At 70.7% G+C, this 25,474-nt stretch carries 23 protein-coding genes and 1 tRNA gene; 11 read left to right on the plus strand and 13 right to left on the minus strand.

What is annotated here, in order from left to right:
- Positions 1 to 128 precede the first annotated feature (128 nt).
- The gene (locus tag R9Z33_RS22630; protein WP_318648839.1) at positions 129 to 545 is read left to right on the plus strand and encodes a hypothetical protein; all 417 of its coding nucleotides are present in this window, start codon (positions 129 to 131) and stop codon (positions 543 to 545) included.
- 12 nt (positions 546 to 557) lie between these two features.
- On the opposite strand, the gene R9Z33_RS22635 is transcribed toward R9Z33_RS22630, so the two are convergent.
- Positions 558 to 1,940: an MDR family MFS transporter gene (locus R9Z33_RS22635; protein WP_318648840.1), complete on the minus strand. Its 1,383-nt coding sequence runs from the start codon at positions 1,938 to 1,940 to the stop codon at positions 558 to 560.
- Between the two features lie 101 nt (positions 1,941 to 2,041).
- Here R9Z33_RS22635 and R9Z33_RS22640 point away from each other — a divergent pair, with 101 nt between their 5' ends.
- The 8 genes from R9Z33_RS22640 to R9Z33_RS22675 all read left to right on the plus strand — a co-directional run bounded on the left by R9Z33_RS22640 (position 2,042) and on the right by R9Z33_RS22675 (position 9,888).
- Complete coding sequence (locus R9Z33_RS22640; RefSeq protein WP_318648841.1) at positions 2,042 to 3,145, plus strand: 2-aminoethylphosphonate--pyruvate transaminase; 1,104 nt, start codon at positions 2,042 to 2,044, stop codon at positions 3,143 to 3,145.
- 107 nt (positions 3,146 to 3,252) lie between these two features.
- Positions 3,253 to 3,957 (plus strand): ATP12 family chaperone protein, encoded by a 705-nt coding sequence (locus R9Z33_RS22645; protein WP_318648842.1) that lies wholly within the window; start codon positions 3,253 to 3,255, stop codon positions 3,955 to 3,957.
- Positions 3,954 to 4,229 carry an acylphosphatase gene (locus tag R9Z33_RS22650; RefSeq protein ID WP_318648843.1) on the plus strand — a complete coding sequence of 92 codons (276 nt, stop codon included), beginning with the start codon at positions 3,954 to 3,956 and terminating at the stop codon, positions 4,227 to 4,229. Before R9Z33_RS22645 ends, R9Z33_RS22650 begins: the two co-directional genes overlap by 4 nt.
- 156 nt (positions 4,230 to 4,385) lie before the next feature.
- Positions 4,386 to 5,135 carry a DUF4410 domain-containing protein gene (locus R9Z33_RS22655; protein WP_318648844.1) on the plus strand — a complete coding sequence of 250 codons (750 nt, stop codon included), beginning with the start codon at positions 4,386 to 4,388 and terminating at the stop codon, positions 5,133 to 5,135.
- 168 nt (positions 5,136 to 5,303) lie between these two features.
- Positions 5,304 to 6,359 carry a TRAP transporter substrate-binding protein gene (locus tag R9Z33_RS22660; protein WP_318648845.1) on the plus strand — a complete coding sequence of 352 codons (1,056 nt, stop codon included), beginning with the start codon at positions 5,304 to 5,306 and terminating at the stop codon, positions 6,357 to 6,359.
- Positions 6,356 to 6,904: a TRAP transporter small permease gene (locus R9Z33_RS22665; protein WP_318648846.1), complete on the plus strand. Its 549-nt coding sequence runs from the start codon at positions 6,356 to 6,358 to the stop codon at positions 6,902 to 6,904. Before R9Z33_RS22660 ends, R9Z33_RS22665 begins: the two co-directional genes overlap by 4 nt.
- Positions 6,901 to 8,217, plus strand: a complete 1,317-nt coding sequence (locus R9Z33_RS22670; protein WP_318648847.1) for a TRAP transporter large permease — start codon at positions 6,901 to 6,903, stop codon at positions 8,215 to 8,217. Before R9Z33_RS22665 ends, R9Z33_RS22670 begins: the two co-directional genes overlap by 4 nt.
- A 264-nt stretch (positions 8,218 to 8,481) precedes the next feature.
- Positions 8,482 to 9,888: a DEAD/DEAH box helicase gene (locus tag R9Z33_RS22675; RefSeq protein WP_318648848.1), complete on the plus strand. Its 1,407-nt coding sequence runs from the start codon at positions 8,482 to 8,484 to the stop codon at positions 9,886 to 9,888.
- 37 nt (positions 9,889 to 9,925) lie between these two features.
- On the opposite strand, the gene R9Z33_RS22680 is transcribed toward R9Z33_RS22675, so the two are convergent.
- The 4 genes from R9Z33_RS22680 to lipB all read right to left on the minus strand — a co-directional run bounded on the left by R9Z33_RS22680 (position 9,926) and on the right by lipB (position 12,858).
- A complete protein-coding gene (locus tag R9Z33_RS22680) occupies positions 9,926 to 11,320 on the minus strand; it encodes a PucC family protein (protein ID WP_318648849.1) in 1,395 nt (464 codons plus the stop codon).
- Between the two features lie 94 nt (positions 11,321 to 11,414).
- Positions 11,415 to 11,657: a light-harvesting protein gene (locus R9Z33_RS22685; protein WP_318648850.1), complete on the minus strand. Its 243-nt coding sequence runs from the start codon at positions 11,655 to 11,657 to the stop codon at positions 11,415 to 11,417.
- Positions 11,658 to 11,669: 12 nt separating this feature from the next.
- On the minus strand, positions 11,670 to 11,822 hold the full coding sequence (locus R9Z33_RS22690; RefSeq protein ID WP_318648851.1) for a light-harvesting protein: 153 nt from the start codon (positions 11,820 to 11,822) through the stop codon (positions 11,670 to 11,672).
- 337 nt (positions 11,823 to 12,159) lie between these two features.
- Complete coding sequence (lipB, locus tag R9Z33_RS22695; RefSeq protein WP_318648852.1) at positions 12,160 to 12,858, minus strand: lipoyl(octanoyl) transferase LipB; 699 nt, start codon at positions 12,856 to 12,858, stop codon at positions 12,160 to 12,162.
- 20 nt (positions 12,859 to 12,878) lie between these two features.
- On the opposite strand from lipB, the gene R9Z33_RS22700 reads away from it, so the two are divergent.
- Positions 12,879 to 12,964, plus strand: a tRNA-Leu gene (locus R9Z33_RS22700).
- Positions 12,965 to 13,549: 585 nt separating this feature from the next.
- Complete coding sequence (locus tag R9Z33_RS22705; protein ID WP_318648853.1) at positions 13,550 to 15,817, plus strand: NADP-dependent malic enzyme; 2,268 nt, start codon at positions 13,550 to 13,552, stop codon at positions 15,815 to 15,817.
- Positions 15,818 to 15,888: 71 nt separating this feature from the next.
- Here R9Z33_RS22705 and R9Z33_RS22710 read toward each other — a convergent pair whose 3' ends face one another.
- The 8 genes from R9Z33_RS22710 to R9Z33_RS22745 all read right to left on the minus strand — a co-directional run bounded on the left by R9Z33_RS22710 (position 15,889) and on the right by R9Z33_RS22745 (position 25,471).
- A complete protein-coding gene (locus tag R9Z33_RS22710; protein ID WP_318648854.1) occupies positions 15,889 to 17,301 on the minus strand; it encodes a DUF1254 domain-containing protein in 1,413 nt (470 codons plus the stop codon).
- 175 nt (positions 17,302 to 17,476) lie between these two features.
- On the minus strand, positions 17,477 to 18,304 hold the full coding sequence (locus R9Z33_RS22715) for a hypothetical protein (RefSeq protein WP_318648855.1): 828 nt from the start codon (positions 18,302 to 18,304) through the stop codon (positions 17,477 to 17,479).
- A gap of 88 nt (positions 18,305 to 18,392) precedes the next feature.
- Positions 18,393 to 19,226 (minus strand): hypothetical protein, encoded by an 834-nt coding sequence (locus tag R9Z33_RS22720; RefSeq protein ID WP_318648856.1) that lies wholly within the window; start codon positions 19,224 to 19,226, stop codon positions 18,393 to 18,395.
- A 32-nt stretch (positions 19,227 to 19,258) separates the two neighbouring features.
- Entirely contained in the window at positions 19,259 to 20,194 is a 936-nt protein-coding gene (locus tag R9Z33_RS22725) for a Bug family tripartite tricarboxylate transporter substrate binding protein (RefSeq protein ID WP_318648857.1), read from the minus strand.
- Between the two features lie 16 nt (positions 20,195 to 20,210).
- Positions 20,211 to 20,906: a DUF1028 domain-containing protein gene (locus tag R9Z33_RS22730; RefSeq protein WP_318648858.1), complete on the minus strand. Its 696-nt coding sequence runs from the start codon at positions 20,904 to 20,906 to the stop codon at positions 20,211 to 20,213.
- 7 nt (positions 20,907 to 20,913) lie between these two features.
- Positions 20,914 to 22,473: a hydantoinase B/oxoprolinase family protein gene (locus R9Z33_RS22735; protein WP_318648859.1), complete on the minus strand. Its 1,560-nt coding sequence runs from the start codon at positions 22,471 to 22,473 to the stop codon at positions 20,914 to 20,916.
- Positions 22,470 to 24,503, minus strand: coding sequence for a hydantoinase/oxoprolinase family protein (locus tag R9Z33_RS22740; RefSeq protein ID WP_318651687.1), 2,034 nt, complete (start codon positions 24,501 to 24,503; stop codon positions 22,470 to 22,472). Before R9Z33_RS22740 ends, R9Z33_RS22735 begins: the two co-directional genes overlap by 4 nt.
- Positions 24,504 to 24,511: 8 nt before the next feature.
- Complete coding sequence (locus R9Z33_RS22745) at positions 24,512 to 25,471, minus strand: Bug family tripartite tricarboxylate transporter substrate binding protein (RefSeq protein WP_318648860.1); 960 nt, start codon at positions 25,469 to 25,471, stop codon at positions 24,512 to 24,514.
- Positions 25,472 to 25,474 lie beyond the last annotated feature (3 nt).

Consider the following 25,474-nt stretch of genomic DNA (forward strand, 5'->3'; position numbering starts at 1 on the left):
ATTTCCGCGCACCCCGCATCCGCGCCTAGACTGCCCCCCGAAGGCCAGGCTTGCGGGCCTTCCGGCTGCGGGGTGACTGGCCGCCCACGCCGCCGCCAGGGAACCCGCCAGGATCGAGGACCTCCGCCATGTCCCCTTCCCGCGCCACGCTGCTTGCGGCCCTCGGGCTCGCTCTCGCACAGCCGGCCCTGGCGCAGCAGGGGCCCATCGCCACGCCCTGCGCCGGCAACATCACCATCGGACCGCAACTGGTCCGTCAGCAGGTGGCGCCCGATGGCTCCTCGGCCTGGGCGGTGCTGCTGGGCAATGCGCGCACCCACTCCATCGCCGTCGTCGTCACCGCCTCGGGTTTTCCGCCCAACCTGCGCACGCCCTCGCCCGAGCGCCGGATGATCGTGACCGCGGGCACCAGCAACGTGCCGCTTCTGATGGTGGAGGCGGCGGCCGGCGTCACCGCCATGCCGGGCAACATCTCCCTGGTGCTGGACCAGCAAGCCGCGTCCGGCGGGCCGGTGATCCGCGTCAGCAACTGCTCGCGCTGGTAGCCCGCCGCGCGCTCAGCGCTTGCCGCTGACCTCCGCCCCCGCATCGCGCGGCAGCCGCGCGAAGAGCGGCGTGGCGGAGAGCACGACCAGCCCGGCGATCAGGAAGGCGGCCGTGAAATCGCCCGGCAGCAGCGCCTCGTGCCCCGCCATGTGGCGGCTCACTTCGAGCGAGCTGGTGGCGAGCACCACGCCCAGGGCCGGCGGCAATTGCTGCGCCGTGCCGTAGAAGCTGGTGCCCGCGCTCAGCTTCTCACGCGGGAGGTCGGCGAAGGCCAGCGTGTTCAGCGCGGTGAATTGCAGCGAGCGGAACAGCCCGCCCAGCGCCAGCACCACGAACATGGCCGCGATGGGCCAGGCGGGCGTGAAGGCGGCGCCGATCGCCACGCCCAAGGCGGCCAGCACGCCATTGCCCATCAGCACGGTGCGGAAGCCGAAGCGGCGCAGGATGGGGCGCGTCAGCGGCTTCATGGCGAAGGCGCCGATGGCGGTGGCGAAGGCGACGAAGCCCGCCTCCGTCGCGCCCCAGCCGAAGCCCACCTGCAGCAGCATGGGCACGAGGAAGGGCACGCCCCCGGCACCCATGCGGAACAGGCTGCCGGAGAGTGCCGCGTGGCGGAAGCTCGGATGGCGCAGCAGCGTGAGGTCGAGCGCCGGCGCCTCGGCGCGCCGGCAATGCCGCAGCGCGAGCCAGCCCAGCACCGCGCCCAGCAGGAGCAGCACGCCCGGCCAGTGATCCGGCAGCACGCCGCGCCCCACCGTCTCGATCCCGGCCATCAGAGTGGCCAGCGCGCCGCCGACGAGGGCGAGCCCCCGCAGATCGGGCGGGCCTGGGTTGGCGGGCGGCAGCGGCGTGATCTTCCAGGCCACCATGACCAGCCCGAAGGCGGCGACCGGCAGGTTGATCCAGAAGACGCTGCGCCAGCCGAAGAGGTCGGTCAGGATGCCGCCGAGCGGCGGCCCGAGGATGGGCCCCAGCATGGCCGGCATGGTCAGCCAGGTCATCGCCGTCAGCATCTCGTCCTTGCGGATGCCGCTGAGCAGGAGCAGGCGGCCGACCGGCACCATCATCGCGCCCGCCATGCCCTGCATCACCCGCGCCGCCACCAGCTCGCCCAGGCTGTTGGACAGGCCGCAGGCGGCGGAGGACAGGCCGAAGAGCGCGATGGCGATGAGGAAGACGCGCTTCGCCCCGAAGCGGTCCGCCACATAGCCGGAGACGGGGATGAAGACCGTCAGCGCCACAAGGTAGGAGGTGATGGCGACCCCCAGCCGCGCCGGGTCCTCGTTCAGCTCCCGCGCCATCGAGGGCAGGGCGGTCACCACCGCCGCGCTGTCCAGGTTCTGCATGAACAGCGCGGAGGCGACGATCACGGCGGTCACGCGCGCATCGGCCATTCCCACAGGGTAGAGGTTTATGCGCCCAAGTCACCCGTCGCGGGGTTCCCCAACCGATGAATTCGCGGCAAGAGCCGCTGCTCAGACCAGGAAGACCCGCGATGCTGCTCCTCACCCCCGGCCCCGTGCAGACCCATCCCTCGGTGCGCGCCGCCATGGCCGAGGACATCGCCCCCTGGGATGCCGCCTTCCGCCCCTTCTACACCCGCCTGCGCGAGCGCATCCGCGCCATCGCCGGCGGCGTGGAGGGCGAGCATGTGACGCTGCCGCTGCAAGGCGCGGGGCACATGATCCTCGAAGCGGCGATCCGCACCTATGTCGCGCCTGGCGGCGCCATCCTGATCCCGATGAACGGCGAATACGCGGTGCGCATGGCGCGCCTCGCGCGCGAGGCGGGGCGTGAGGTGGTGGAGCTGCACGCCCCCGACACGCGCGGCATCACGCCCGGCGAAGTGGCGGCGGCCCTCGCCGCCCACCCGGAATGCGGCCATCTCGGCATGGTGCAGAGCGAGACGGGCAGCGGCATCGTGAACGACCCGGCCGCAATCGGCGCCGTGGTGCGCGCGGCCGGGCGGCGGATGATCCTGGACGCCGTCTCCGCCTTCGGCGCCCTGCCGCTCGACCTCGCGGCGCAGCCTGAGATGGACGCGGTGGTCTTCACCTCCAACAAGTGCCTGGAGGGGCTGCCCGGCTTCGGCTTCGCCGTCGCGCGGGTGGACCGGACGGAGCAATGCGCGGGGAATGCGCGCTCCTGGAGCCTCGACCTCTCGGATGTGCTCGCGAACAGCCGGCAGAACGGCATGGGCAGCCTGCGCTTCACCGGGCCCGTGCAGACGCTGCGCGCGCTCGACGTGGCACTGGACCGCTTCGACGCCGAGGGCGGCCGCGCCGTGCGCCTCGCGCGGTACCAGGCCAATGCGGCCGCCCTGCATCGCGGCCTCAAGGCGCTGGGCCTCAAGCCCTATCTGGAGGAAGCCGATCAGGGGCCGATCGTCGTCACCGTGCACCAGCCGGCCGGCCTCGTGCTGGCCGACTTCGTGGCCGCCCTGAAGCGCCAGGGTGTCACGATCAGCAGCTATTTCACCACCGAGGCGCCGAGCTTCCGCATCGGCGCCATCGGCGATATCGGCTTGCCGGAGATCGCGCAGGTGCTGCGCGCGGTCGAGGCCGCGTTGGCGGAACTCGGGCTGCGCCAGGCGGCCTGATTCCCTGGTTCCAGCCGGCGGGCGCATGCTCTGGATCGCGATCGGAGGCTGATTCACGCCTTTGGTGTTTCCACCAAAGGCGATCAGGCTCTAAGAACGGCGCCGTCATGAAACGCTTCTGGAACCAGGCCACCTGCGTCGCCGAGGGCGACGGCTTCGCCATCCATCTCGACGGCCGGCCCGTGAAACTGCCGACCGGCGCTTCGCTGCGCGTCGCCACGCGCGAACTGGGCGAGGCGCTGGCAGCCGAATGGCAGGCCGCGGGCGGCGAGCGCGGCGGCGAGATGAGCTGGGAGGATGTCCCCCTCACCCGGCTGACCGGCACGGCGGCCGAGCGCATCGCGCCCGATCCCGCCGCCACCATCGCCGCCATCGCCAAATACGCCGAGACCGACCTGCTCTGCTATCGCGCCGAGGATGACGCGCTGGCCGCCCGGCAGGACGCGGCCTGGCAGCCCTGGCTCGACTGGGCGCGCAGCAGCTTCGGCGCCGATCTGCGGATCACGCGCGGCATCATGCCGGTGGCGCAGACGCCCGAGGCGCTGACCGCGCTGCATGACGCGGTGGCGGGGCTCTCGCCCGTCGCGCTCTCGGCGCTGGGCGTGCTGGTGCCGGCGCTGGGCAGCTGCGTGCTCGGCCTCGCCGTCATCCATGGCGCGCTGGAACCGGGCGACGCGCATCGCCTGGCCGTGCTGGACGAACTCTTCCAGGAGGAACGCTGGGGCCTGGACTGGGAGGCGGAGGAGCGCCGCGAGAAGGTCGCGGCCGACCTGGCCCTCGCCGCGCGGCTGGCGGCGCTGAGCCAGGGATGACGGCCCGCCTGCTCCGCATCGCCGGGCGCGTGCAGGGGGTGGGCTACCGCGACTGGCTGGTGCGCGAGGCAAGGCGCCACGGGATTTCCGGCTGGGTCCGTAACCGCGCGGATGGCACGGTCGAGGCCCTGCTGGCCGGCGAGGAGGATGGGCTGAACGCGGTGCTGACCGCGTGCCGGCGCGGCCCGCCTCTGGCGCAGGTGACACGGATCGAGGAGCAATTCGCCGAGCCGCCGGCGGAGCCCGGCTTCACCAGGCGGCCCAGCCTTTAGAGCATGAGGCGTTGAGCCGGCATCGCCGAAACGCTGAATCATCCTCCGAGACAAGGCTGGACCACGCGGCGTGAGGGCAGCGTGGTCCAGCTTCCCAGGGCAGATCGGCGCCCGCTAGGCTCCGGACGCACTGAACCTCGCCGCAAGGAAGGCCCGATGTCCCACGCCCCGCAGCCCGGCCGCCGCGCCGCCCTCGCCCTCGCGCCCGGCCTGGCCCTCGCGGCCTGCACGGCGCCGCAGGTGGAACAGACGGCCGGCTATTCGGGCGGGCGACTGCCCCGGCCGGAGCGCATCTATGTGGTGGACCCCGGCGTCGCCGCCGACGATGTGAAGCTCGATGACGGCGTCCGCCAGCGCCTTGCGCAGATGACGAGCGACCAGTCGCTCAGCCAGCAACGCCTGGCCGCCGGGCGCCAGGCGGCGGGCGGCGTGGCGGCGGAGGTGACGGCCAAGCTGCAGAGCTTCGGCCTGCCGGCCGAGCGCGTGGGCCGCGCCCCGCCGCCCGGCGCGGGGCGGGTGGTGATCGTCGAAGGGCATCTGCTCTCGGTGGATCAGGGCAACCAGACGCGGCGCAACCTGATCGGCTTCGGCCGGGGGCGCAGCAGCGTGACGGTGGAGGTGCAGGTCTATTACCGCGACGGCCAGGCCGCGCCCCGGCTGATCAGCAGCTTCGAGGCGACGGCGCAGAGCCCGATGACGCCGGGCGCCCTGGGCACCATGGGCGCGGGGGCCGTGGTGGGGCGCGTGGCGGAGGTCGCCGCCTCCAATGCCATCCTCTCCAATGTGAGCAATGCGCGCTCGGCCGATACCGGCTCGGAAGGCCGGCGGATCGGCGATGCGCTGGGGCTGCGGCTTGGCCGGATCTTCGCCGAGCAGGGCTGGATTCCGGAATCGGCGGTGCATTAGCCCGCGCCGGGCCCCGCCCCCACTGGCGCAGGCGCGACGAGGAAACGTGCAGCCGCTGCCCGCCGCGCAGGCGCTTATGCCCTCCGCGCGCGGATTTCCGCGACAGGCGCCTTGCCACGCTGCGCCAAAGCTTGCGACGCTTCATTCAAACCCAAGGAGAGCAGGCTCGTGCAACGACGTGACCTCATGAGCGCCGGTCTGGCGCTGGGCGCATTCGCGACCCCCCTGGCGGCACCGCTGGTGGCCCGCGCGCAGCAGACCTTCACGCTGCGGCTGCACAGCTTCTCCTCGCCCACGGCGCTGGACCACACGATCCACCTCGACCGCTGGGCCGAGCGCGTGAACCAGCAGTCGCAGGGGCGGATCATCATCCAGAGCTTCCCGGCCATGCAGCTGGGCGGCCAGCCGCGCGACCTGCCGCAGCAGCTGGAAGACGGCGTGGTGGACATCATCTGGACCGTGCCCGGCTTCACGCCCGGCCGCTTCATGGGGACGGAAGGGCTGGAGATGCCCTTCATGAACACCGGCCGCAGCGCCACCATGTCCCAGGCCGCCTTCGAGTATGTCTCGCAGAACCTGGCGGACACCGAGTATCGCGGCATCAAGATCATCTCGATCCACTCGACCGACCGCGCGCTGATCCATACCTCGCGCCGGCCCGTGCGCACGCTGGAGGATTTCCGCGGGCTGCGGCTGCGCGTGGCCGGCCGCTTCATCGGCGAGGCGGTGACCGCGATGGGTGCCACCCCCGTCGGTATTCCGCTGGGCGGCGTCTATGAGGCGGCGTCGCGCAACCAGGTGGACGGCTTCCTGATCAACTGGGCCATCACCCAGCCCTTCCGCCTCTTCGAGGTCTCGAAATACCACAGCGAGCCGCCGGGCGTGGGCCTCTTCCAAGGCATGCTGCTCACGCTGATGAACCAGCGCAGCTACATGCGCCTGCCGCCCGAGCTGCGCGCCGTGATCGACGCCAATTCCGGCGCGGCCCTCTCAAAGCAGCTGGGCGAGGCGTGGGACACGCAGACCCAGCCCGCCATCGATGCCGCGCGCAATGCCGGCAACGAGATCATCGAGATCAGCCCGGCGGAGATGGCGCGCTGGCGCACCGCCGTCGCACCGGCCTATGAGGCCTGGATGGGCGAGATGACGCGGCGCAACCGCAATGGCCGCCAGCTCTTCGAGACCATCCAGACGATCACCGCGCGCTACGGCCGCCCGGCTTGAGCACGCCGGAGGTCACGGAGCACGGCGTCCTCGCGGCGCCGGCTTTCGTTCCCTTCCCCCGGCTGCGCGCGGTGCTGGAATCCGTCGCCACCTGGGCGGCGCTTCTGGCGGGCGCACTGCTGCTCGCCGCCGTCGCCGTCACGGCCGGCTCGGTGCTGCGGGGGGCGTTGATCAACAAGCCGATCCTGGGCGATTCCGAGATCGTCGAGATGCTGCTCGGCGTCGCCGTCGCCTTCTGCCTGCCGCTGGCCGAGATGCGCGGCGCGCATGTGATGGTGGATTTCTTCACGCAGAAGCTGCCCGCGCGCGGCCTTGCCGGCCTCGATGCGCTGATGCGCAGCGTGGCGGCGGCCGTGGTCTTCGTGCTGGCCTGGCGGCTCGCCATCGGCGGCTACAACAACTGGGACCGTGAGCGCGAGACCATGTTCCTCGAGATCCCCTTCTGGTGGGGCTATGCGGGCGCGGCCATCGGCATGGCGCTCTGGATGGTCTGCGCCGCCTTCGTGGCGCTGGAGAGCGCGGCGCGCGTGAGGCGTTCCGCATGAGCGACTTCGACATCGGCCTGGCGATGTTCGCCGCCGCCCTCGTGCTCATCGCGCTGCGGATGCCGGTGGGGGTGGCGATGCTGCTGGTGGGCGGCGTGGGCTTCGCCACCATCGGCGGGTGGGACCGGCTCTTCGCCACGCTGAACTCGATGACCTTCAGCCGGTTTTCCTCCTACACGCTCTCGGTCATCCCGCTCTTCCTGCTGATGGGCGATTTCGCCACCAAGGGCGGCATGAACCGCGCGCTGTTCCGCTGCGCGCGCGCCTGGATGGGGCATTGGCGGGGCGGCCTCGCGGTCGCCACCATCGGCGGCTGCGCGGCCTTCGGCGCCATCTGCGGTTCCTCGCTGGCCACCGCCGCCACGATGAGCCAGGTGGCGGGGCCCGAGATGCGCCGCCATGGCTATTCGCCGGCCCTGGCCACCGGCACGCTGGCCGCCGGCGGCACGCTCGGCATCCTGATCCCGCCCAGCGTCATCCTCGTGATCTATGCGATCTACACGGAGATGAGCATCGGCACGCTCTTCGTCGCCGCCGTCATCCCCGGCCTGATCGCGACCGCGGGCTACATGCTGGTGGTCAACATCTATGCCCGCCTGCACCCCGATGCCGCGCCGCCCGCCCCCGCGCTGGATTTCCGCGAGAAGCTGCGCGCGACCGCCGAGGTCTGGCCCGTCGCGATGGTCTTCATCCTCGTCGTCACCGGCATCTATGGCGGCTGGTTCAGCGCGACCGAGGGGGCGGCCATCGGCGCCGCCGCCACCTTCCTGCTGGCGGTGACGCTGGGCGGCATGCGCTGGGAGGGGCTGAAGGAGAGCCTGCTCTCCACCACCGTCACCACCGGCCTGATCTTCGTGGTGCTGCTGGGGGCGGAGCTGTTCAGCGCGGCGCTCGCCCTCTCCCGCCTTCCCGCCGAGCTCTCGGCCGTGGTCGCCACCTTCGACGTGGCGCCCATCGTCATCCTGCTGATGATCCTGCTGATCTACTTCATCCTGGGCTGCTTCATGGAGAGCCTGGCGATGGTGCTGCTGACGCTGCCCATCTTCATCCCGCTGATGCTCTCGCTGGACTTCGGGCTGGGCCGGGAGCAGGTGCTGGTCTGGTTCGGCATCCTGGTGCTGATGTCGGTGGAGGTGGGGATGATCTCGCCGCCCTTCGGCCTCAACCTCTTCGTCATCAACGCCATGGCGAAGGACGTGCCGATGGGCGAGACCTATCGGGGCGTGATGGGCTTTGTCGCCTCGGACTTCGTGCGGATCATCCTGCTGGCGCTGCTGCCCGCGATTTCCCTCTGGCTGCCCGGCCTCTGGTAGCGGCCGCGCATGCCCGACATGCGTGGTGCGGATTTGCCTTGCGCTTTGTTTTGCGATGCACCATACCACGGCCATCAAGCGGGCATGCATGCTCGCCAGGTCCCGGTCGCGTGAGCGGCGCCGCGCTTCAGCCCAGCTGAAGCGCCTCAAGGCAGCCGAACTGCCGGAACCTTCGATGTATCTCCCGGATCAGCCCAGCCACGCGGGGTGTCCAACCCTGAACTTCCGCGGCCGCGAAGCGCGCGCCGCGCAGCTGGATTTATCATGACCACTTTCCAAGAACTCGGCCTCAACCCGCTCCTCCTGAGCGCGCTGGAACAGGCCGGCTACACCACTCCCACGCCCATCCAGGCGCAGGCGATTCCCGCCGCGCTGCAGGGGCGTGACATCCTGGGCATCGCGCAGACCGGCACCGGCAAGACCGCCGCCTTCGCGCTGCCCATCCTGCATCGCCTGGCCGAAATGGGCGGCCACCCGCCGCGCGGCGGCTGCCGCGTGCTGGTGCTGAGCCCGACGCGCGAGCTGGCCAGCCAGATCGCCGAGAGCTTCAAGACCTATGGCCGCCACATGGGCTATTCCGTCGCCACCGTCTTCGGCGGCGTCGGCCATGTGCCGCAGCAGCGGGCGCTGGCCCGCGGCGTGGACGTGCTGGTCGCCACCCCCGGCCGCCTGATGGACCACATGGGCACCAAGCATGCCCGGCTGGACCACACGCAGATCCTCGTGCTGGACGAGGCCGACCAGATGCTCGACCAGGGCTTCCTGCCGGCCATCCGCAAGATCGTCGCGACCGTGCCGAAGGAGCGCCGGACGCTCTTCTTCAGCGCGACCATGCCGCCCGACATCGCGCGCCTCGCCGCCGACATGCTGATCGACCCGGTCCGCGTGGAGGTCACCCCCGTCTCCACCACGGCCGAGCGCGTGAACCAGAAGGTCATCTTCCTGGATGGCGCGGGCAAGCGCGCCGCACTCACCGGCATCCTGCGCGGCGAGGGCGTGGGCCGCGTGCTCATCTTCTCGCGCACCAAGCATGGCGCGGACAAGATCGTGAAGTCGCTGGAGCAGGACGGCATCGCCGCCAATGCGATCCATGGCAACAAGGGCCAGTCGCAGCGCGAGCGGGCGCTGGCCGAGTTCAAGTCCGGCCGCGCGCCGGTGCTGGTGGCGACCGACATCGCCGCCCGCGGCATCGACGTGCCGGAAGTCACGCACGTCATCCAGCATGAGCTGCCGGAAGTGCCCGAGACCTACGTCCATCGCATCGGCCGCACCGCGCGCGCCGGCGCCTCGGGCGTCGCGATCGCGCTGGTGGCGCCGGATGAGGTCGGCCTGCTGCGCGCCATCGAGAAGGTGACGCGCCAGAAGATCGACAGCGAGGATCGCCGCTCCAACCCGACGGTGCCGCTGAATGACCGCGCCGTGCCGACGCGCCCGCAGCGCGGCCGCGGCGGCGCGCCGCAGCAGAACCAGCGCGCGCCGAAGCGGGAGCATGGCGCGCGTGAGCATGGCGGCGGGCGCGACCATGACCGCCGCGAGCACCACCGCGACGAGCCGCGCGCGCCGAACCGGCCCGCCGCGCCGGAGCGCGCCTGGGTGAAGCCGCTTGGCGATGCGGGGCGGAAGCGCCCGGCGGCGCCGGCGCAGCGCGGGTTTCTCGCGCGCGGGCGGTAAGGGCTGATCCGGGGGCGCCTGCCTCCGGACCCCGCCTTCAGATCGCCTGGGCCGTCACGCCCCGGCGACGCAGCAGCGGCAGCATCACCACCAGCGCCGCCAGCAGCAGCACGATCTCCAGCGCATAGACGCTGGCATAGCCCAGCATGGCGCCGGTCCCCTTGGGGCCGGCCCAGCTGCTCACCACATCCCGGATTACGCCGCCCAGCGCCATCGCGGCGCCGGCGGCGGTCGCCTGCACGGCGCCCCAGGCGCCCAGCGCCAAGCCTACCTGGTCGCGGGGCGCGAGGTTCATGGTCGCCGTCAGCGTGCCATGGCTGAACAGCCCGCCCCCGAAGCCGATCAGCAGCACGCCCAGGCCGAAGAGGACAGGCGCCTGCAGGGGTGCGGCCAGGATCACCAGCGCGAAGCCGGGGATGCCCCAGATCACGCCGTTGCTGGCCATCCGGAAGGGGTCCGTGCCGCGGCTCAGCACGCGCGAGGCGTAGCTGAAGCCGATCAGGCCGCCCAGGGCGAGGCTCGCGGTCAGCGTGGTGGTGGCGGAGACGGTGAGGCCCAGGATCTGGCCGCCATAGGGCTCCAGCAGCACGTCCTGCATGGAGAAGGCGGCCGTGCCGAGGCCGAGCGCCGCGAGGCGGCGCAGCGCCTGCTCGCCCTCGATGAAGCTGCCCCAGGATTCGCGGAAGCTCGGCTCGGGCAGATGGAAGGCGGTGCGCGCGGGGTTGCGCGCCTCCTGCTTCCACAGCGCGATCGTGTTCAGGACGAGGGTCACCACGGCCGAGGCCTGGATCACCTGGATCAGCTTGCCCGGCGTGAAGTCGGCCAGCAGCGCGCCGAAGACGATGGCGCTGCCGATCATGCCGACCAGCAGCATCACATACATGAGGCCGACGATCTTGGGCTGAGCCTCGGGCGGTGCCAGGTCCGTCGCCAGGGCGAGGCCCACCGTCTGCGTGGTGTGCAGCCCCGCGCCGACCATGAGGAAGGCGAGGCCGGCGCCGGCCAGGCCGATCCAGCGCGGCGCATCCATGGCCTCCCCCTCGCCCGCCAGCACGAGCAGCGCGAAGGGCATGATGGCGAGGCCGCCGAACTGGATCAGCGTGCCCTGCCAGATGAAGGGCACCCGCCGCCAACCGAGGAAGGAGCGGTGCGTGTCCGAGCGGAAGCCGATCAGCGCGCGGAAGGGCGCGAAGACCAGCGGCAGCGAGAGCATGATGGCGACAAGCGAGGCCGGGACCGCGAGTTCCACGATCATCACGCGGTTCAGCGTGCCGATCAGCAGCACCATCGCCATGCCGACCGAGACCTGGAAGAGCGAAAGCCGCAGCAGGCGCGAGAGCGGCATCTCGGGCGTGGCGGCGTCGGCGAAGGGCAGGAAGCGCGGGCCGAGCCGCGCCCAGCCTTCGATCACCTTGCGCGAGAGCGGGTTCATGCGCCGTTCATCCCGTGCGGGCCCTGTTCGGGGGAGGGGGTGAGGGGTCGGTCCAAGCGGGCCGGCCCCCCGTCAAGCCAGGACGGGCCTGGCCCTATTTCACCGCGAGCGAGGCGAACTCGGCCGGTGTTCCCGGCTTTGCCAGCGCGACGGCGGGGGCGTTCCCGTCATTCAGGCTCGCCGCGGCGCGCGGCTTGCCCTGCAGGAAGGCGGGGAACCAGGTGGTGTTGGCCAGGATCGCCGTGTGCACGGCGAGCGAGGCGACCACCACGCCGCCCAGCATCAGGGGGATGCCGACGGTGGGCTTCACCACCAGCCACATCTTGCCATTGATCATGGGGGCCTCCTCCTACTTGAGCCAGGGGGAGAGGGTGTAGGCGAGGAAATGCGCGCAGGCGGCGATGAAGCCGAATGTGCGCGTCCCGCTGATCAGGTAGCGGTGGAGTTCTTCCGCCTCCCCGACGGTCAGGCCGGTCGGCCAGACCTTGCTTTCGTCAGACATGGTTCAGTCCCTCCTTTAGAGACCTGTGGACGTTGCGTGATGAACCCAGGAGCGGGTTCCTCGGGGCTTCGGCACCCAGGCTTCGCGCGGGAGGACCGCGCGCCAAGGACGGAAGCAGTGGGGGGTGGGGCGGTGCGGATGGGCACACGGCAGGGCGGCGGCGCAGGGCCGCGCGATCTCCGCCTGTGGGTCGTGTCCCATTGCGATCTTGACCTTGCCCAGAATGTCAATCTAGATTGACAAATCAACTGTCAATTTGATTGGACATTCGTTCCGGTCGCTGTGTCAAGCGTTCTGGCACCCCAACAGTGACAGCCAGCCGCCAGTGTGGCGCGAATCAGACACCCGCGCCCGTGCCGAACACCTCGTCCCAGGCCGCCATCAGGGCCGCATCCGCCTCTTCCATCGTCGCCAGGACGCCCAGGTCATGCAGGCTGGTCACGCCGTGCTCGGCGATGCCGCAGGGGACGATGCCGCCGAAATGCGCGAGGTCCGGCTCCACATTCAGCGCGATCCCGTGCCAGGAGACCCAGCGCGTGACGCGCACGCCGATGGCGCCGATCTTGAACTCGCCCAGGCCCGGCTTCACCACCCAGATGCCGACACGCCCTTCCCGCCGCTCACCGCGGATGTTGAAGCGATCGAGCGCGCGGATCATCCATTCCTCGAGGCCATGCACATAGGCGCGCACGTCGCGCGGCGGCACGCGGCCATGGCGGCGCGTCAGGTCGAGCATCACATAGGCGGTGCGCTGGCCCGGCCCGTGATAGGTCCATTGCCCGCCGCGGCCCGCCGCGTAATGCGGGAAGCGCTGCTCGATCAGCTCCTCGGGCCGGGCGCTGGTGCCGGCGGTGTAGCTCGGCGGATGCTCCACCAGCCAGACCGTCTCGGCCTCGCTTCCCGCGCGGATCGCGGCCACGCGGGCTTCCATCGCGGCCAGCGCCTCGGGATAAGGGGTGAGGCCCTCGCTGATCCGCCATTGCGGTTCTGGCCCCGAAGGATTTTGGTCTGGGTCGGTTGAACAGGGCGGGATCATGCGCTAGGACGCTCTCGTCTGCGGTCGTGGTGGAATGGTAGACACGCCAGCTTGAGGTGCTGGTGGGGGAAACCCCTTGGAAGTTCGAATCTTCTCGACCGCACCATATTCTTACCCTCAGACGCCGGGCGCCCACTCCGTGGGCTTGGCTTCGCCGCGCCACGGGCCTCCCCGACATCGCAGGCCATTGGGCGGCGCCGGCCGCCATGCGGCCGGATGCACGCCCTCTTAGACCCCCGGACGCCGGGCGCCCACTCCGTGGGCTTGGCTTCGCCGCGCCACGGGCCTCCCCGACATCGCAGGCCATTGGGCGGCGCCGGCCGCCATGCGGCCGGATGCACGCCCTCTTAGACCCCCGGACGCCGGGCGCCCACTCCGTGGGCTTGGCTTCGCCGCGCCACGGGCCTCCCCGACATCGCAGGCCATTGGGCGGCGCCGGCCGCCATGCGGCCGGATGCACGCCCTCATAGACCCCCGGACGCCGGGCGCCCACTCCGTGGGCTTGGCTTCGCCGCGCCACGGGCCTCCCCGACATCGCAGGCCATTGGGCGGCGCAGGCCGCCATGCGGCCGGATGCACGCCCTCTTAGACCCCCGGACGCCGGCCGCCCACTCCGTGGGGCGGGATGCGCGAGCGGTTGCGGCTGCGCCCATTACCTCGCATCTTGCCGGAGGTTCAGAAAGGGTTCGCCATGGACGATGATTTCCGCCGCGCCGCGCTCGACTACCACCGCTTCCCGCGGCCGGGGAAACTCGCCATCGAGCCCACCAAGCGCATGGCCTCCCAGCGCGACCTGGCGCTGGCCTATTCCCCCGGCGTCGCCGCCGCCTGCGAGGAAATCGCGGCCGATCCCGCCAAGGCCTGGGACTACACCACGCGCGGCAACATGGTCGCCGTCATCACCAATGGAACGGCGGTGCTGGGCCTGGGCAATATCGGCCCGCTCGCATCCAAGCCGGTGATGGAGGGCAAGGCTGTCCTCTTCAAGCGCTTCGCCGGCATCGATTCCATCGATATCGAGGTGAAGGCCAACGAGATCGATCATTTCGTCGAGGTCGTGGCCGCGCTGGAGCCCAGCTTCGGCGCCATCAACCTGGAAGACATCAAGGCGCCCGAATGCTTCGAGATCGAGGCCCGGCTGCGCGCGCGGATGAACATCCCCGTCTTCCACGATGACCAGCACGGCACCGCCATCATCGTCGCCGCTGCCGTGCGCAACGGGTTGCTGCTGCAGGGCAAGAACCTCGCCGATGTGAAGCTGGTGAACACGGGCGGCGGGGCGGCGGCGCTGGCCTGCCTCGACCTGCTGCTGACCATGGGCCTGAAGCGCGAGAACGTGACGGTCTGCGACATCGAGGGCGTGGTCTACAAGGGCCGCCCCGGCCTGGATGACACCAAGGCGCGCTACGCGCAGGACACCAGCGCCCGCACCCTGCCCGAGGTGCTGGACGGCGCGGATGTGTTCCTGGGCCTCTCCGCGCCCCGCGTGCTGAAGGGCGAGTGGCTGCACAAGCTGGCGCCCAAGCCGCTCGTCCTCGCCCTCGCCAACCCCGACCCCGAGATCCTGCCCGAGGCGGTGCGCGCCGCGCGGCCGGATGCGATCGTGGCGACGGGACGGACCGACTACCCGAACCAGGTCAATAACGTCCTCTGCTTCCCCTTCATCTTCCGCGGCGCGCTGGATGCGGGCGCCACCACGATCAATGAGGCGATGAAGGTGGCCGCGGTCGAGGCCATCGCGGCCCTCGCCCGCGTGGAGGCGAGCGAGGTGGTGGCCGCGGCCTATGGCGGCACGGCGCCGGTCTTCGGGCCCGAATACATCATCCCCAAGCCCTTCGACCCGCGCCTGATCCTGGAGGTCGCGCCCGCGGTCGCCAAGGCCGCGATGGACAGCGGCGTGGCCCGCCGTCCCATCGCGGATTTCGAGGCCTATCGCGCCGATCTCAGCCGTTTCGTCTTCCGCTCCGGCAACCTGATGCGGCCGGTGCAGGAATCCGCCCGCCGCCGGCCCGCGCGGATCGTCTTCGCCGAGGGCGAGGATGAACGCACGCTGCGCGCCGTGCAGACCGTGCTGGACGAAGGCACGGCCGAGCCCATCCTGGTCGGCCGCACGTCGGTCATCGAGGCGAAGCTGAAGGCGCTCGGCCTGCGCATGGCGCTCGGTCAGTCGGTGCGCGTGATGCATCCGGAGGAGCAGCCGGAGTTGTTCGCGCCCCTGGTGGAGCTCTACCAGTCCAAGGTCTGCCGGCGCGGCATCACGCCCGCGGCGGCCAAGCGCCGCGTCGCCTCCCGACCGACGGTCGTGGCCGGCCTGCTGCTGGAGGCGGGCCACGCCGATGCCGCCATCGTCGGCGGCCATGGCGACTGGATGAGCGAGTGGGAACACGCGCTCGGCATCATCGGCGCGCGCGCCGAGGTCAGCCGCGCCTATGCCTGCACCGCCGTCATCACGCAGAACGGCACGCTCTTCTTCGTGGATACGCATCTGCTGGTGGACCCCAGCGCCGCGCAGATCTCCGAGATGACGCTGCTCGCGGCCGAGCAGGTGCGCAACTTCGGGCTGACGCCCAAGGTGGCGCTGCTCAGCCATTCCTCCTTCGGTGCCTCGGGCGCGCCCTCGGCGCGGAAGATGCGCGCGGCGCTGAAGCTGATCCACGCCGCGGCACCCGATCTCGAGGTGGATGGCGAGATGCACGCGGATGCCGCGCTGGTGCCGCTGATCCGCGCCCGCGCCGTGCCGGATTCGCCCCTGGAAGGCACGGCCAATCTGCTGGTCTTCCCGAACATCGATGCGGCCAACATCGCCTTCAACCTGGTGAAGGCAGTGGCGGATGGGCTTCAGGTCGGGCCCATGCTGCTGGGGATGAACAAGCCCATCCATGTCCTCACGCCGAGTGTCACGGCGCGCGGCATCGCGAACCTCGCTGCCGTCGCCGGCAGCCAGGTCGCGCGGGGGTAACACCCAGGAAGGGCCTCCGGCGGCTGGGGCCTCAAACCCCAGCTCTCCGCGATGAGTCTGCGAGGCTCCGATCAGACCTTGTTGACGGCCGGGATGGTCCAGCTGCCATCCAGGATCGAAGGGTCATGCTCGCGCGGCCAGTAGAGGCGCATCATCAGCACGAATTTGCCCGCGGGTGCCGGGAGCCAGTTGGATTCGCGATCCGCGCCTGGTGAGGCGTGCTGAATCAGCAGGTCCACCGAGCCATCCGGATTGCGCTTCAGATCCTGCCGCGCGCTGATCGAGTAGCGGTTGATCGGGTTCGCGACGAAGAAGTAGTCGGCGTCGTACATCGTCAGCGACCAGAAGCCGTCGGCTGGCGGCAGCTGGCCGGGCGGGAAGCGCATCACATAGCGGTTGGCGCCGCTGTAATCGTGCCCATGCGCGTCCTTCTGCGAGGTCGGATAGACCGCATCCTGCGGGCGGTTGGCGCCGAGGCCGATGGCGGTGATCAGCGCGCGCATCAGGTAGTCGGTGCCATAGATGCCGGTGCGCGTGGTGAAGGCCCAGCCATTCTTGTTCGTGACCGCGGGGTTGATCCGGAACTGGATCATGATGCGATCGAAGGAGACGGAGGGGATGCGGCTCACGAAATCGGCGCGCAGCTTGCTCGCGTCGAAATCCTGGCCGGGTACCAGGCCGATGCGGGCGAAGCGCGCCACGTGCTCCGCATCGCCGGGATTGGGCGGGTTCTGCTTCATCAGCTGCGCCAGCAGCGTGAAGTACTCCACCGCGCTCATGCGGTTCACCTGGTCACGCACCGCGGTGCGCATGTCGATCGCGGGGTCCACGCGGCCCGGCGGCGGCGTATAGGGCCGGCCATAGGCGCTGAGCGGCACCAGCGAGACCTGGTCCTGCAGCGCATGCACCTCGCGGTAATCCTCGGGCGTGCCGGTGCAGTAGATGCGGCCCAGCAGCCAGACGATGTTGGTGCGCGACTTGTATTCAGTGACGCCGGGCGGCAGCGTGCCGCGCCAGCCGGGACCAGTGATGGCATAGACCTGCGGCCCTGTGCCGGTGGTGCGCTTGCCCGGGACCTGGAACACCGTGGTCCAGCCATCGAGCAGCGGGAAGAGCGCGTAGCGCCCCTTCATGTCGGGCAGCGAGAGCACCATCGGCTCCTGCCCCACATCGAAGAAGGAGGTGGTGTAGAGCGTGTCGGCGTTCGGCGCCGTGACGTCGCGGAAGCTGGAATTCGGATATTCGCGCAGCTTGATGATGTGCCCCATCGGGCCGCGCGTGCCCTGCACGGCCGGCACATTGGTGATGATGCGGCGCGTCATCTCCATGGTGACGAGCGGATAGCCATAGACATAGGCTTCGCTGGCCAGCCAGAAATCCTCCATCCCCTCGAAGAGGCGCAGGCCCTCGGCCAGCGCGCCGGTGGCGGGCACCATGCCCATGAGGCCCATCCCGGCCAGCGCGGAGCGGCGTGAGATCGTCATCCTGTTGTCCTTCCTCTTTCTGGCGAAGGATCGCCGTGTGGTGGTCGACCCGCGCCGTCGGCATCGCCCCCGAAGGGCCGGGCCGGGCGACTTACAATCGGCATCATGCGAAAAAATAAGGCCGATGCGCCATCACGATTCCGTGTCGCCCGCGTTACGTCGAGGTCAGCCGGTTTCAGCGCGGGAAGAGGAAGGAGACCTGGAAGCGGATCTGCCAGGAGGCGGCATCATCCGGCCGGACCACGTTGTAATAGGCGCCGAGCTGCGCGTTCACCGCCTGACCCGAGACGCGGAAGACCTGCCCGAGTGCCAGGCCCACCGGCACTGTCCATTGCTGGCCGCTGCGCGCCATCCAGTTCGACGTGATGATCGGCGAGCTCGAGAGATAGGTGCCCGGCGAATGGGGGAAGTTGTAGTTGATGAAGGGCTGCGTGGTGAAGGTGTTGTAGGAGTTGTGCCGCGCGCCGCCGAAGGACCAGACATTGTTCACCAGCGCGCCGATCACCCAGGGCCCGCGCATGGTGAGCGCTACGGCCGAAGGGCCAGCGCCCCAGATGTTGCTGCCCAGCGCCTGATCCGTCGTCGTCGGCACCTGGATGATCGGGCCGGCGCCCCAGATGAGGCCATCGGTCGGCCGCGCGGGGGAAAGGAAGGCGGTGAACTGCGTGGCGCCCAGGCCGAAGCTGGTGCCCTGCCCCGGCATCATGCCCGGCTGCGACATCACCGGCAGGATGGTGCGGGTGATCAGGTTCCAGTCGCTGTTGAGCGAGAAGGGCACGACGGGCTGGATGTTGAGGATGTTCTGCGTGTGCTTGCGCGGGCCCGCATCCAGGTTCGTGTTGTTCTGGAAGGGCAGGCTCGACATGTTGGCGACCGGGTTCTGCACCGCCCGCGCCAACGCCGCCGTGCTGTTCGGGTCCTCCGCATGCGGCTGCGCCAGGGCGGGGCACGCGGCGACGCACAGGAGCGCTGCTGCAGCCCGATGGAGGGGAACGGCCGTCATGCTCAACCTCGCTGCCAATGCGTCGCATGGCGAACCATGCACCGGCAGCTTGGACCCACGCCTTGAGGTGCCGCAAGCTGCCGCGGATTCAGCGCGGAAAGAGAAAAACAAGCTGGAAGCGCACCTGCCAGGCGGGCGCGTTGTCCGGCCGGATCACGTTGTAATAGGCCCCGAGATTGGCGTTCATCGGCTGGCCATGGACGCGGAAGACCTGCCCGAGCGCGAGGCCCACCGGCACCGTCCAGCGCTGCCCCGGCGGCGCCAGCCAATCCGCCGTGATGAGCGGCTGGGTGGAGAGATAGGTGCCCGGGGAATGCGCAAAATTGTAGTTGATCAGCGGCTGGAAGGTGAAGGTGTTGTAGGCATCCTGCGGCCCGCCGCCGAAGGACCAGACGTTGTTCAGCAGCGTGCCCACCACCCACGGGCCGCGCATGGCGAGCGCGATGCCGGACGGCCCGGCGCCCCAGACGCGGCTGCCCAGCGCCGGATCGGTCACGCTCGGCGCCTGCACCAGCACCCCCGCACCCCAGCCGATGCCCGCCGTCTGCCGCGCCGGCGAGAGGAAGAAGGAGCCCTGCGTGGCGCCCAGCCCGAAGCTGCTGCCCTGCCCCGGGGTGAGGCCGGGCTGGGAGGTGACGGGAAAGACCGTGCGGGTGATCAGGTTCCAGTCGTCATTGAGGCCGAAGGGCAGCACCGGCTGGATGTTGAGGATGTTCTCCGTCTGCTTGCGCGGCCCCATGCCGAAATTCGTGTTGTTCTGGAAGGGCACGCTATAGACCTTGGCGAGCGGGTTCTGCGCGATGCGTGCCAGCGCCGCCAGGCTCAGCGGCTCGTGCGGGTGGCCCGGCGCCGGCGCGGCGGGCTGGGCGGCGGCGGGCAGGCTGGCGGCGGCGAGACAGGCCGCAGCGATCAGGATCCTCAACACCGACAAGCCCGATCGCCCCTGCCTCGAGATCAGCCGCGCAGGGCGGCACCGAAGCGCGCATAGCCGTCGCGGATGGCGCGCGTATAGGCCTCGGCGTCCAGATAATCCGGCACGGCGTAGATGCGGCGGAGGGCCTCGATGAAGGCCGGGTCCTGTGTGGTCTCGCGGATCACCTCCTGCCACCAGAGCACCGCCTGGCGCGGGATGCCGGGCGGGCCGACCACGCCATAGGCCACGGCGTCGGAGAGCGGGTAGCCGAGTTCGCGGAAGGTCGGCACATCCGGGTGGCCGGGCACCTTGTTGGGGCCGGTCTCGGCCAGCAGCCGCACGGCGCCCTGCGCCAGGAGCGGCCCGAAATCCGCCGAGGCGACGGCGTCGATATGGCCGCCCATCATAGAAGCGATGGCCTCCGCCCCGCCGCGGAAGGGCACCGTGCTGGTCTGCACGCCCTCATGCCGGAAGGCGGCCTCCACCAGCACCTCGGCGAAGCCGCGCGAGCCCGTGGTGCCCCAGCTGAGCTTGCCCGGATTGCTGCGCGCATAGGCCAGCAGATCGGCCCAACTGCGCAGCGGGCTGTCGGTCTTCACATAGACGGCGAGCGGATGGCCGCTGATCTGGCCGAGGCCGGTGAGTTGCCGTGGGTCATAGCCCAGCTGCTGCTGGTGCGGGATGATCCAGAGCGCGCTGACCGAGCCCAACGCCACCTGCGTGCCATCCGGGGTGGCGCGCGCGATGCGGTCCAGCGAGAGGGCGCTGCCGGCGCCGGGGCGGAAATCCACCACGGTCTGCACACCGCGCTTGGCGCGCGCGGATTCCGAGAGCTGCCGCATCACCATGTCACCCACGCCGCCCGGGGCGAAACCCACCGTGAGCGTCAGCGTGCGGTTGCCGGGGAAGGCCTCCTGCGCGTGGATGGCCGGGGCTGCGAGCGTTCCAGCCAGGATCAGGGCATCGCGGCGCTGCATGCGGGGCTCCTCTTCGTCAACGATGCGCGGGCGGGTGGCCATTGTCGGCCAGCCATTTGCTGTGCGTGGCCAGGCGCGGGTTGTAGGGGCGCTCCTGGAAATAGGGCAGCAGTGGGCGGAAGCGGTCGAGGATGCTGCGGAGTTCGTGCACCGGCGTGTCGTGCAGATCCACGCGCAGGTCGAGATAACTGAAGGGCTCATCCGCGTAGATCAGCATGGCGGAGGAGTTGAGCGGCTTGTGCTCGCCCCCTGCATCGCGCCCGGCCTCCAGCGCCAGCATCAGCCGGACTTCGATCGGCTCTTCCACGCTGGCGGTGAGCGAGGCGGCGATGGCGGGCACCACGCCGTCATTGGCCAGCGCGTTGCCCATGGCGACGAAGCCCGGGCCCAGGATATGCGCGGCGTGCACGCCATTGCCGGCACCGGTGAAGCCCGCCGCATGACCATAGGCATCCACCACGCCAATCTGCCGCAAGTCACGCTCGGGGTCGCCCGTCGCCAACTCCTCCACCACCTTGGGCGCGTGCAGGCCAAGCCCGATGAGGCGCGCGCAGGTGAGGGTGAGGCGCGGATCGGCGATCGCCTGAACTCCCGCCGCGCCCATGCGCGGCACCACCACGGGGCAGCGATTGCCAACGGCGATGGAGCTGGTGGCCATGGCCACGCCCAGCATCTTGCTGCGAGGGCAGCGCAGGACGGCGGTGAAAGTCATGGGCGTGTCACTCCGTCTCGGGCGGGTGCATGCCGCCGCCGCCCGGCATTTCGACGATAAGCCGGTCGCCAGCTGGAATCACCTGGAATCCCTTGGCCTTGAGCGTGGCACCAGATGCCAGCCGGACGACCCCGCGCGCCCCATCCGCGCCGCCATGGCGGCCACGCGCCGGGTGATGCACGCGTTCGAAGGTCGCGAAGATGCCAAACGCCTCGCCATGGCGATGCGCCACCTCCATGACCTGCCCGTCGCCGCCGCGGTACCGTCCCGCGCCGCCCGAGCCGTCGCGCAGATCCTTCCGCCAGACGACGATGGGGGCCACCGTCTCGGTCACCTCCACCGGCACGTTCTTCACGCCCGAGGGGTAGGGTGTCGCGGAGAGCCCATCCTGTGCGGGGCGCGCGCCGGCACCGCCCGAATGGAACATCGTCACCATGAAGGGGCGCTGCGTCATGCCCGTCAGCCCCTGTCCGGCGCCGAGCTTGAGGTTCCAGAGGTTCGACGTGCCTTCGGCCGGCACGCGGCCCGGCAGCGCCTGGTCCAGCGCGCCGAAGACCACGTCCGGCAGCATGTGCCCCATGGTGCTGCGCGCATTCACCGCGGCGGGCGAGAGCGCATTGAGGATGCTGCCCTCCGGCGCCGTCACGCGGATCAGGTCCAGCGTGCCGGCATTGTTCGGGATCTCGGGCCCGATGATGCAGCGGATGCCGAAGGCGGTGTAGGCGTCGGTATAGCAGAGCGGGCAGTTGATGCCGTAGCCGCTCTGCGCCGAGGTGCCGGCGTAGTCCACCGCGATGTGATCCTCGGCAATGGTGAGGGTGGCGTGGAGATCGATCGGCGCCTCCATGCCGTCGATCCGCATGTGGCTCTTCCAGCTGCCCTTCGGCAGCTTCGCGATCTCCGCCCGCATCGCCGCCTCGGAGCGCGCGATGATGTGCGCGCCGAGCACCTCCAGGTCGTCCAGGCCGTTCTCGGCCAGCATGGCGGAGAGGCGGCGCTCGCCCGTCTCGTTGCAGGCCATCAGCGCGTAGAGGTCGCCCTCCACCTGCACCGGCTCGCGCACATTCGCGCGGATCAGCTTCACCAGCCACGGGTCCACCACGCCCTGGCGCGCCAGCGGCATGATGGGAATCCGCAGCCCTTCGTGGAACACCTGGCGCCCATCAGGCGAGAGGCCGATGCCGCCGATATCCACCACATGCACCGTGCAGGAAAACAGGCCGACCAGCTTGCCCTGGTGAAAGGCGGGCGAGGTCACGACCACGTCGTAGAGGTGCCCGGTGCCCTGCCAGGGATCATTGGTGATGTAGTGGTCGCCCTCGCGCATGCTCTCGGCGGGAATGGCGGCGAGGAAGTGCTTCACGCTGCGTGCCATGGAGTTCACATGGCCCGGCGTGCCCGTGACCGCCTGGGCCAGCATGCGGCCCTCCACGTCGAAGACGCCGGCCGAGATGTCCCCCGCCTCGCGCGCGCTGGTGGAGAAGGCGGTGCGGACCAGGGTGCGGGCCTGCTCCTCCACCACGGAGAGCAGGCGGTTCCACATCACCTGCAAACGGATGTCGTTCATGGGCTGTGCTCCAGCACGATCTGCTCGGCCGCGTTGATGGTGGCGGACCAGCCGGCGGGCACCACGGTTGTCGTCTCATCCTCGATGATGAGGGCGGGGCCCGGCACGCGGGCGCCGGGCTTCAGCGCGTCACGCACCTGGATGGCGGCGGGCGCGGTGAGGCCCGTCGCCGGGTCCACCAGGGCGCGGTGCTGCGCCGCCGCTGGCGCATCCCGCCCGGTGATTTCGGCGAGGCGCGTCGGTGGCGGGACCGGGTGCGAGAGCGCCAGCGCCCAGGTCATCACCTCGGGTTGCAGGCCCGGGATGGCGCGGCCGAAGATGCCGCGATAGGCGGCGGTGAAGGCCTCCTGCAACGCCGCCGCGCCGATGCCGGCCGTGATCGGCACCGCGATCTCATGCCCCTGGCCGCGGTAGCGCATGAAGGCGGTGCGGGCTTCCACCAGGCCCTCGCGCGGGGCGGCCTGCAACACCACCGCCTCCGCCTCGCGCCGCATCTCGGCGAACATCGCCTCCAGCGCCGCCTCGTCCAGCGCATCGAGCCGCGTGTAGCGCGTGCGCACCACCTCGAAGCCGATCGGCGCCTGGAGGAAGCCATGCGCGGAGCCCACCCCCGCGCCGCGCGGCACCAGCACGCGCGTGATGCCGAGCTTCTGCGCGAGGCGCGCGGCATGCAGCGGGGCGGCGCCGCCAAAGGCGATCATGGTGCGCCCGGCCGTGTCCTCGCCATTCTCGACGGCATGCACCCGCGCCGCGCTTGCCATGGTCTCGTCCACGATCTCCGCCACGCCCACCGGCGCATCGGCGCCCAGCGGCGCGAACGCGTCACGCGCGGCATCCTCATCCAGCGGGATGCTGCCGCCCGCGAACATGGCGGGGTCCAGCCGGCCCAGCAGGAGGTCGGCATCGGTCACCGTCGGCGCGGTGCCGCCCAGGCCGTAGCAGGCCGGGCCTGGCGCGCTGCCGGCGCTGTCCGGCCCGACCTGGATGCGGCCCAGCACGTCGCGCCGCGCGATGGAGCCGCCGCCCGCGCCGATCTCCACCAGCTCGATCACCGGGATGCGGATGGGCAATCCGCTGCCCTGCACGAAGCGATAGGCGCGCGCCACCTCGAAGCTACGGGCCATGTGGAAGCGGCCATCGTCGATCAGCGTCAGCTTCGCCGTGGTCCCGCCCATGTCGAAGGCCAGCACGCGCGTGAGGCCGTTCTGCGCCGCCACATGCCGCGCGAGGATGGCGCCGCCCGCCGGCCCGCTCTCGACCAGGCGCACCGGGAAGCGCCGCGCCGCACCCACGGTGCAGAGCCCGCCGGAGGACATCATCATCAGCACCGGCGCCGCGATGCCCTGCGCGCGCAGCCCGTCTTCCAGCCGCGCCAGGTAGCCATCCATCAGCGGGCGCACATAAGCATTCGCGAGGGTGGTGCTGGCGCGGTCATATTCGCGCACCTCGGGGCAGACCTCGCAGGAGAGCGAGAGCGAGACGCCGGGCAGCAGCGCGGAAAGGACCTCCGCCGCGCGGCGCTCATGCGCGTCATTGGTGAAGCTGTGCAGGAAGCAGATGGCGAGCGCGGTCACGCCATCGGCGCGCGCCTGTTCCGCCACGCCCTCCAGCGCCGCCTCGTCCAGCGGCAGCAGCACGCCGCCATCGGCCGCGATGCGCTCGGGCACGGTGTAGCGCAGCGCGCGCGGGGCGAGCGGGGCGGGGCGCTCCATCGTCAGGTCGTATTGCGCGAAGCGGTGCTCATAGGCGATCTCGACGCTGTCGCGGAAACCCTGCGTGGTGAGCAGCGCGGTGCGTGCCCCCTTGCGCTCGATCAGCGCATTGGTGGCGAGCGTCGTGCCGTGCAGCACGAGGCTGAGCGCGCCAGGCGCCACGCCGGCCGATGCCAGCAGCAGGCGCGCCCCCTCCAGCACTGCGCGCTCCGGCGCATCGGGCGTGGTGAGCAGCTTGTGCGAATGCGTGCGCCCGGGGGTTTCAAGGACGAGATCGGTGAAGGTCCCGCCGATATCCACGGCGAGGCGATGGCCCATCAGCAAGTCTAGTCTCCGATCCTGATGTTCCCGGTGCGCACCACCCGCCCCCAGACCTCGCTGTCGGCGCGCAGGAAGGCGAGATATTCGGCGCGCGGCAGCGTCGCGGGATGCAGCCCGGCCTCGTCGAAGCGGCGCTTCGTGTCGGGCTCGGCCATCACGCGCAGCACCTGCGCGTTGATCGCGTCCAGCAGCGCGTCGGGCGTGCCGGCGGGCGCGGCCAGGCCATACCAGTTCTCGGCGACGTAGCCGGGCACGGCCTCGATCGCGGCGGGCGTGTTGGGCAGCAGCGGCCAGCGCTCGGGCGAGGTGACGGCGATGGCGCGCGCCTGCCCGCCCTGGATGAGGCCGAGCGTCGCGGGATCGCCGTAATAGGCATCCACCACGCGGGCCGCGAGGTCGTTCAGCGCGGGGCCGGTGCCGCGATAGGGCACATGCTCGATGGAGACACCGGCCAGCTGGTTGAACAGCTCGCCCGCCAGATGCTGGCTGGTGCCCGGGCCGCCGCTCGCGTAGCGCAGCCCGCCGCGCCGGGCGAGGGCCAGGAACTCCGTGAGGTTCGCCGCCGGCAGGTCGGTGCGGACGGCGAGGATGAAGGGCATCCGCACCAGCCGCGTGATGTGCCCGAGCCCCAGCGCATCATAGGGCAGGCGGCGCAGATGCGGCCCGGCGGTGATGGTGCCGGCCCCGGTGAGGGAGAGGGTGTAGCCATCGGGCGCGGCGCGCGACATGGCCTCGACGCCGATCACGCCGCCCGCCCCGCCGCGATTCTCGACCACCACGGTCTGCCCCACGGCGCGGCCCAGCGGTTCGGCCAGCAAGCGCGCGGTGAGGTCCACGCCACCGCCCGGCGGGAAGGGCGCGATGAGCCGGATCGGGCGGTTGGGCCAGCCGGGCGCCTGGGCGTGCGCGACGGCAGGGGTCGCGAGCAGCGCGGCCAGGCTGCGGCGAGGGAGGAGATGTTGCATGGT

The organism is Sediminicoccus rosea, assembly GCF_033547095.1.
Taxonomy (GTDB): domain Bacteria; phylum Pseudomonadota; class Alphaproteobacteria; order Acetobacterales; family Acetobacteraceae; genus Roseococcus; species Roseococcus rosea.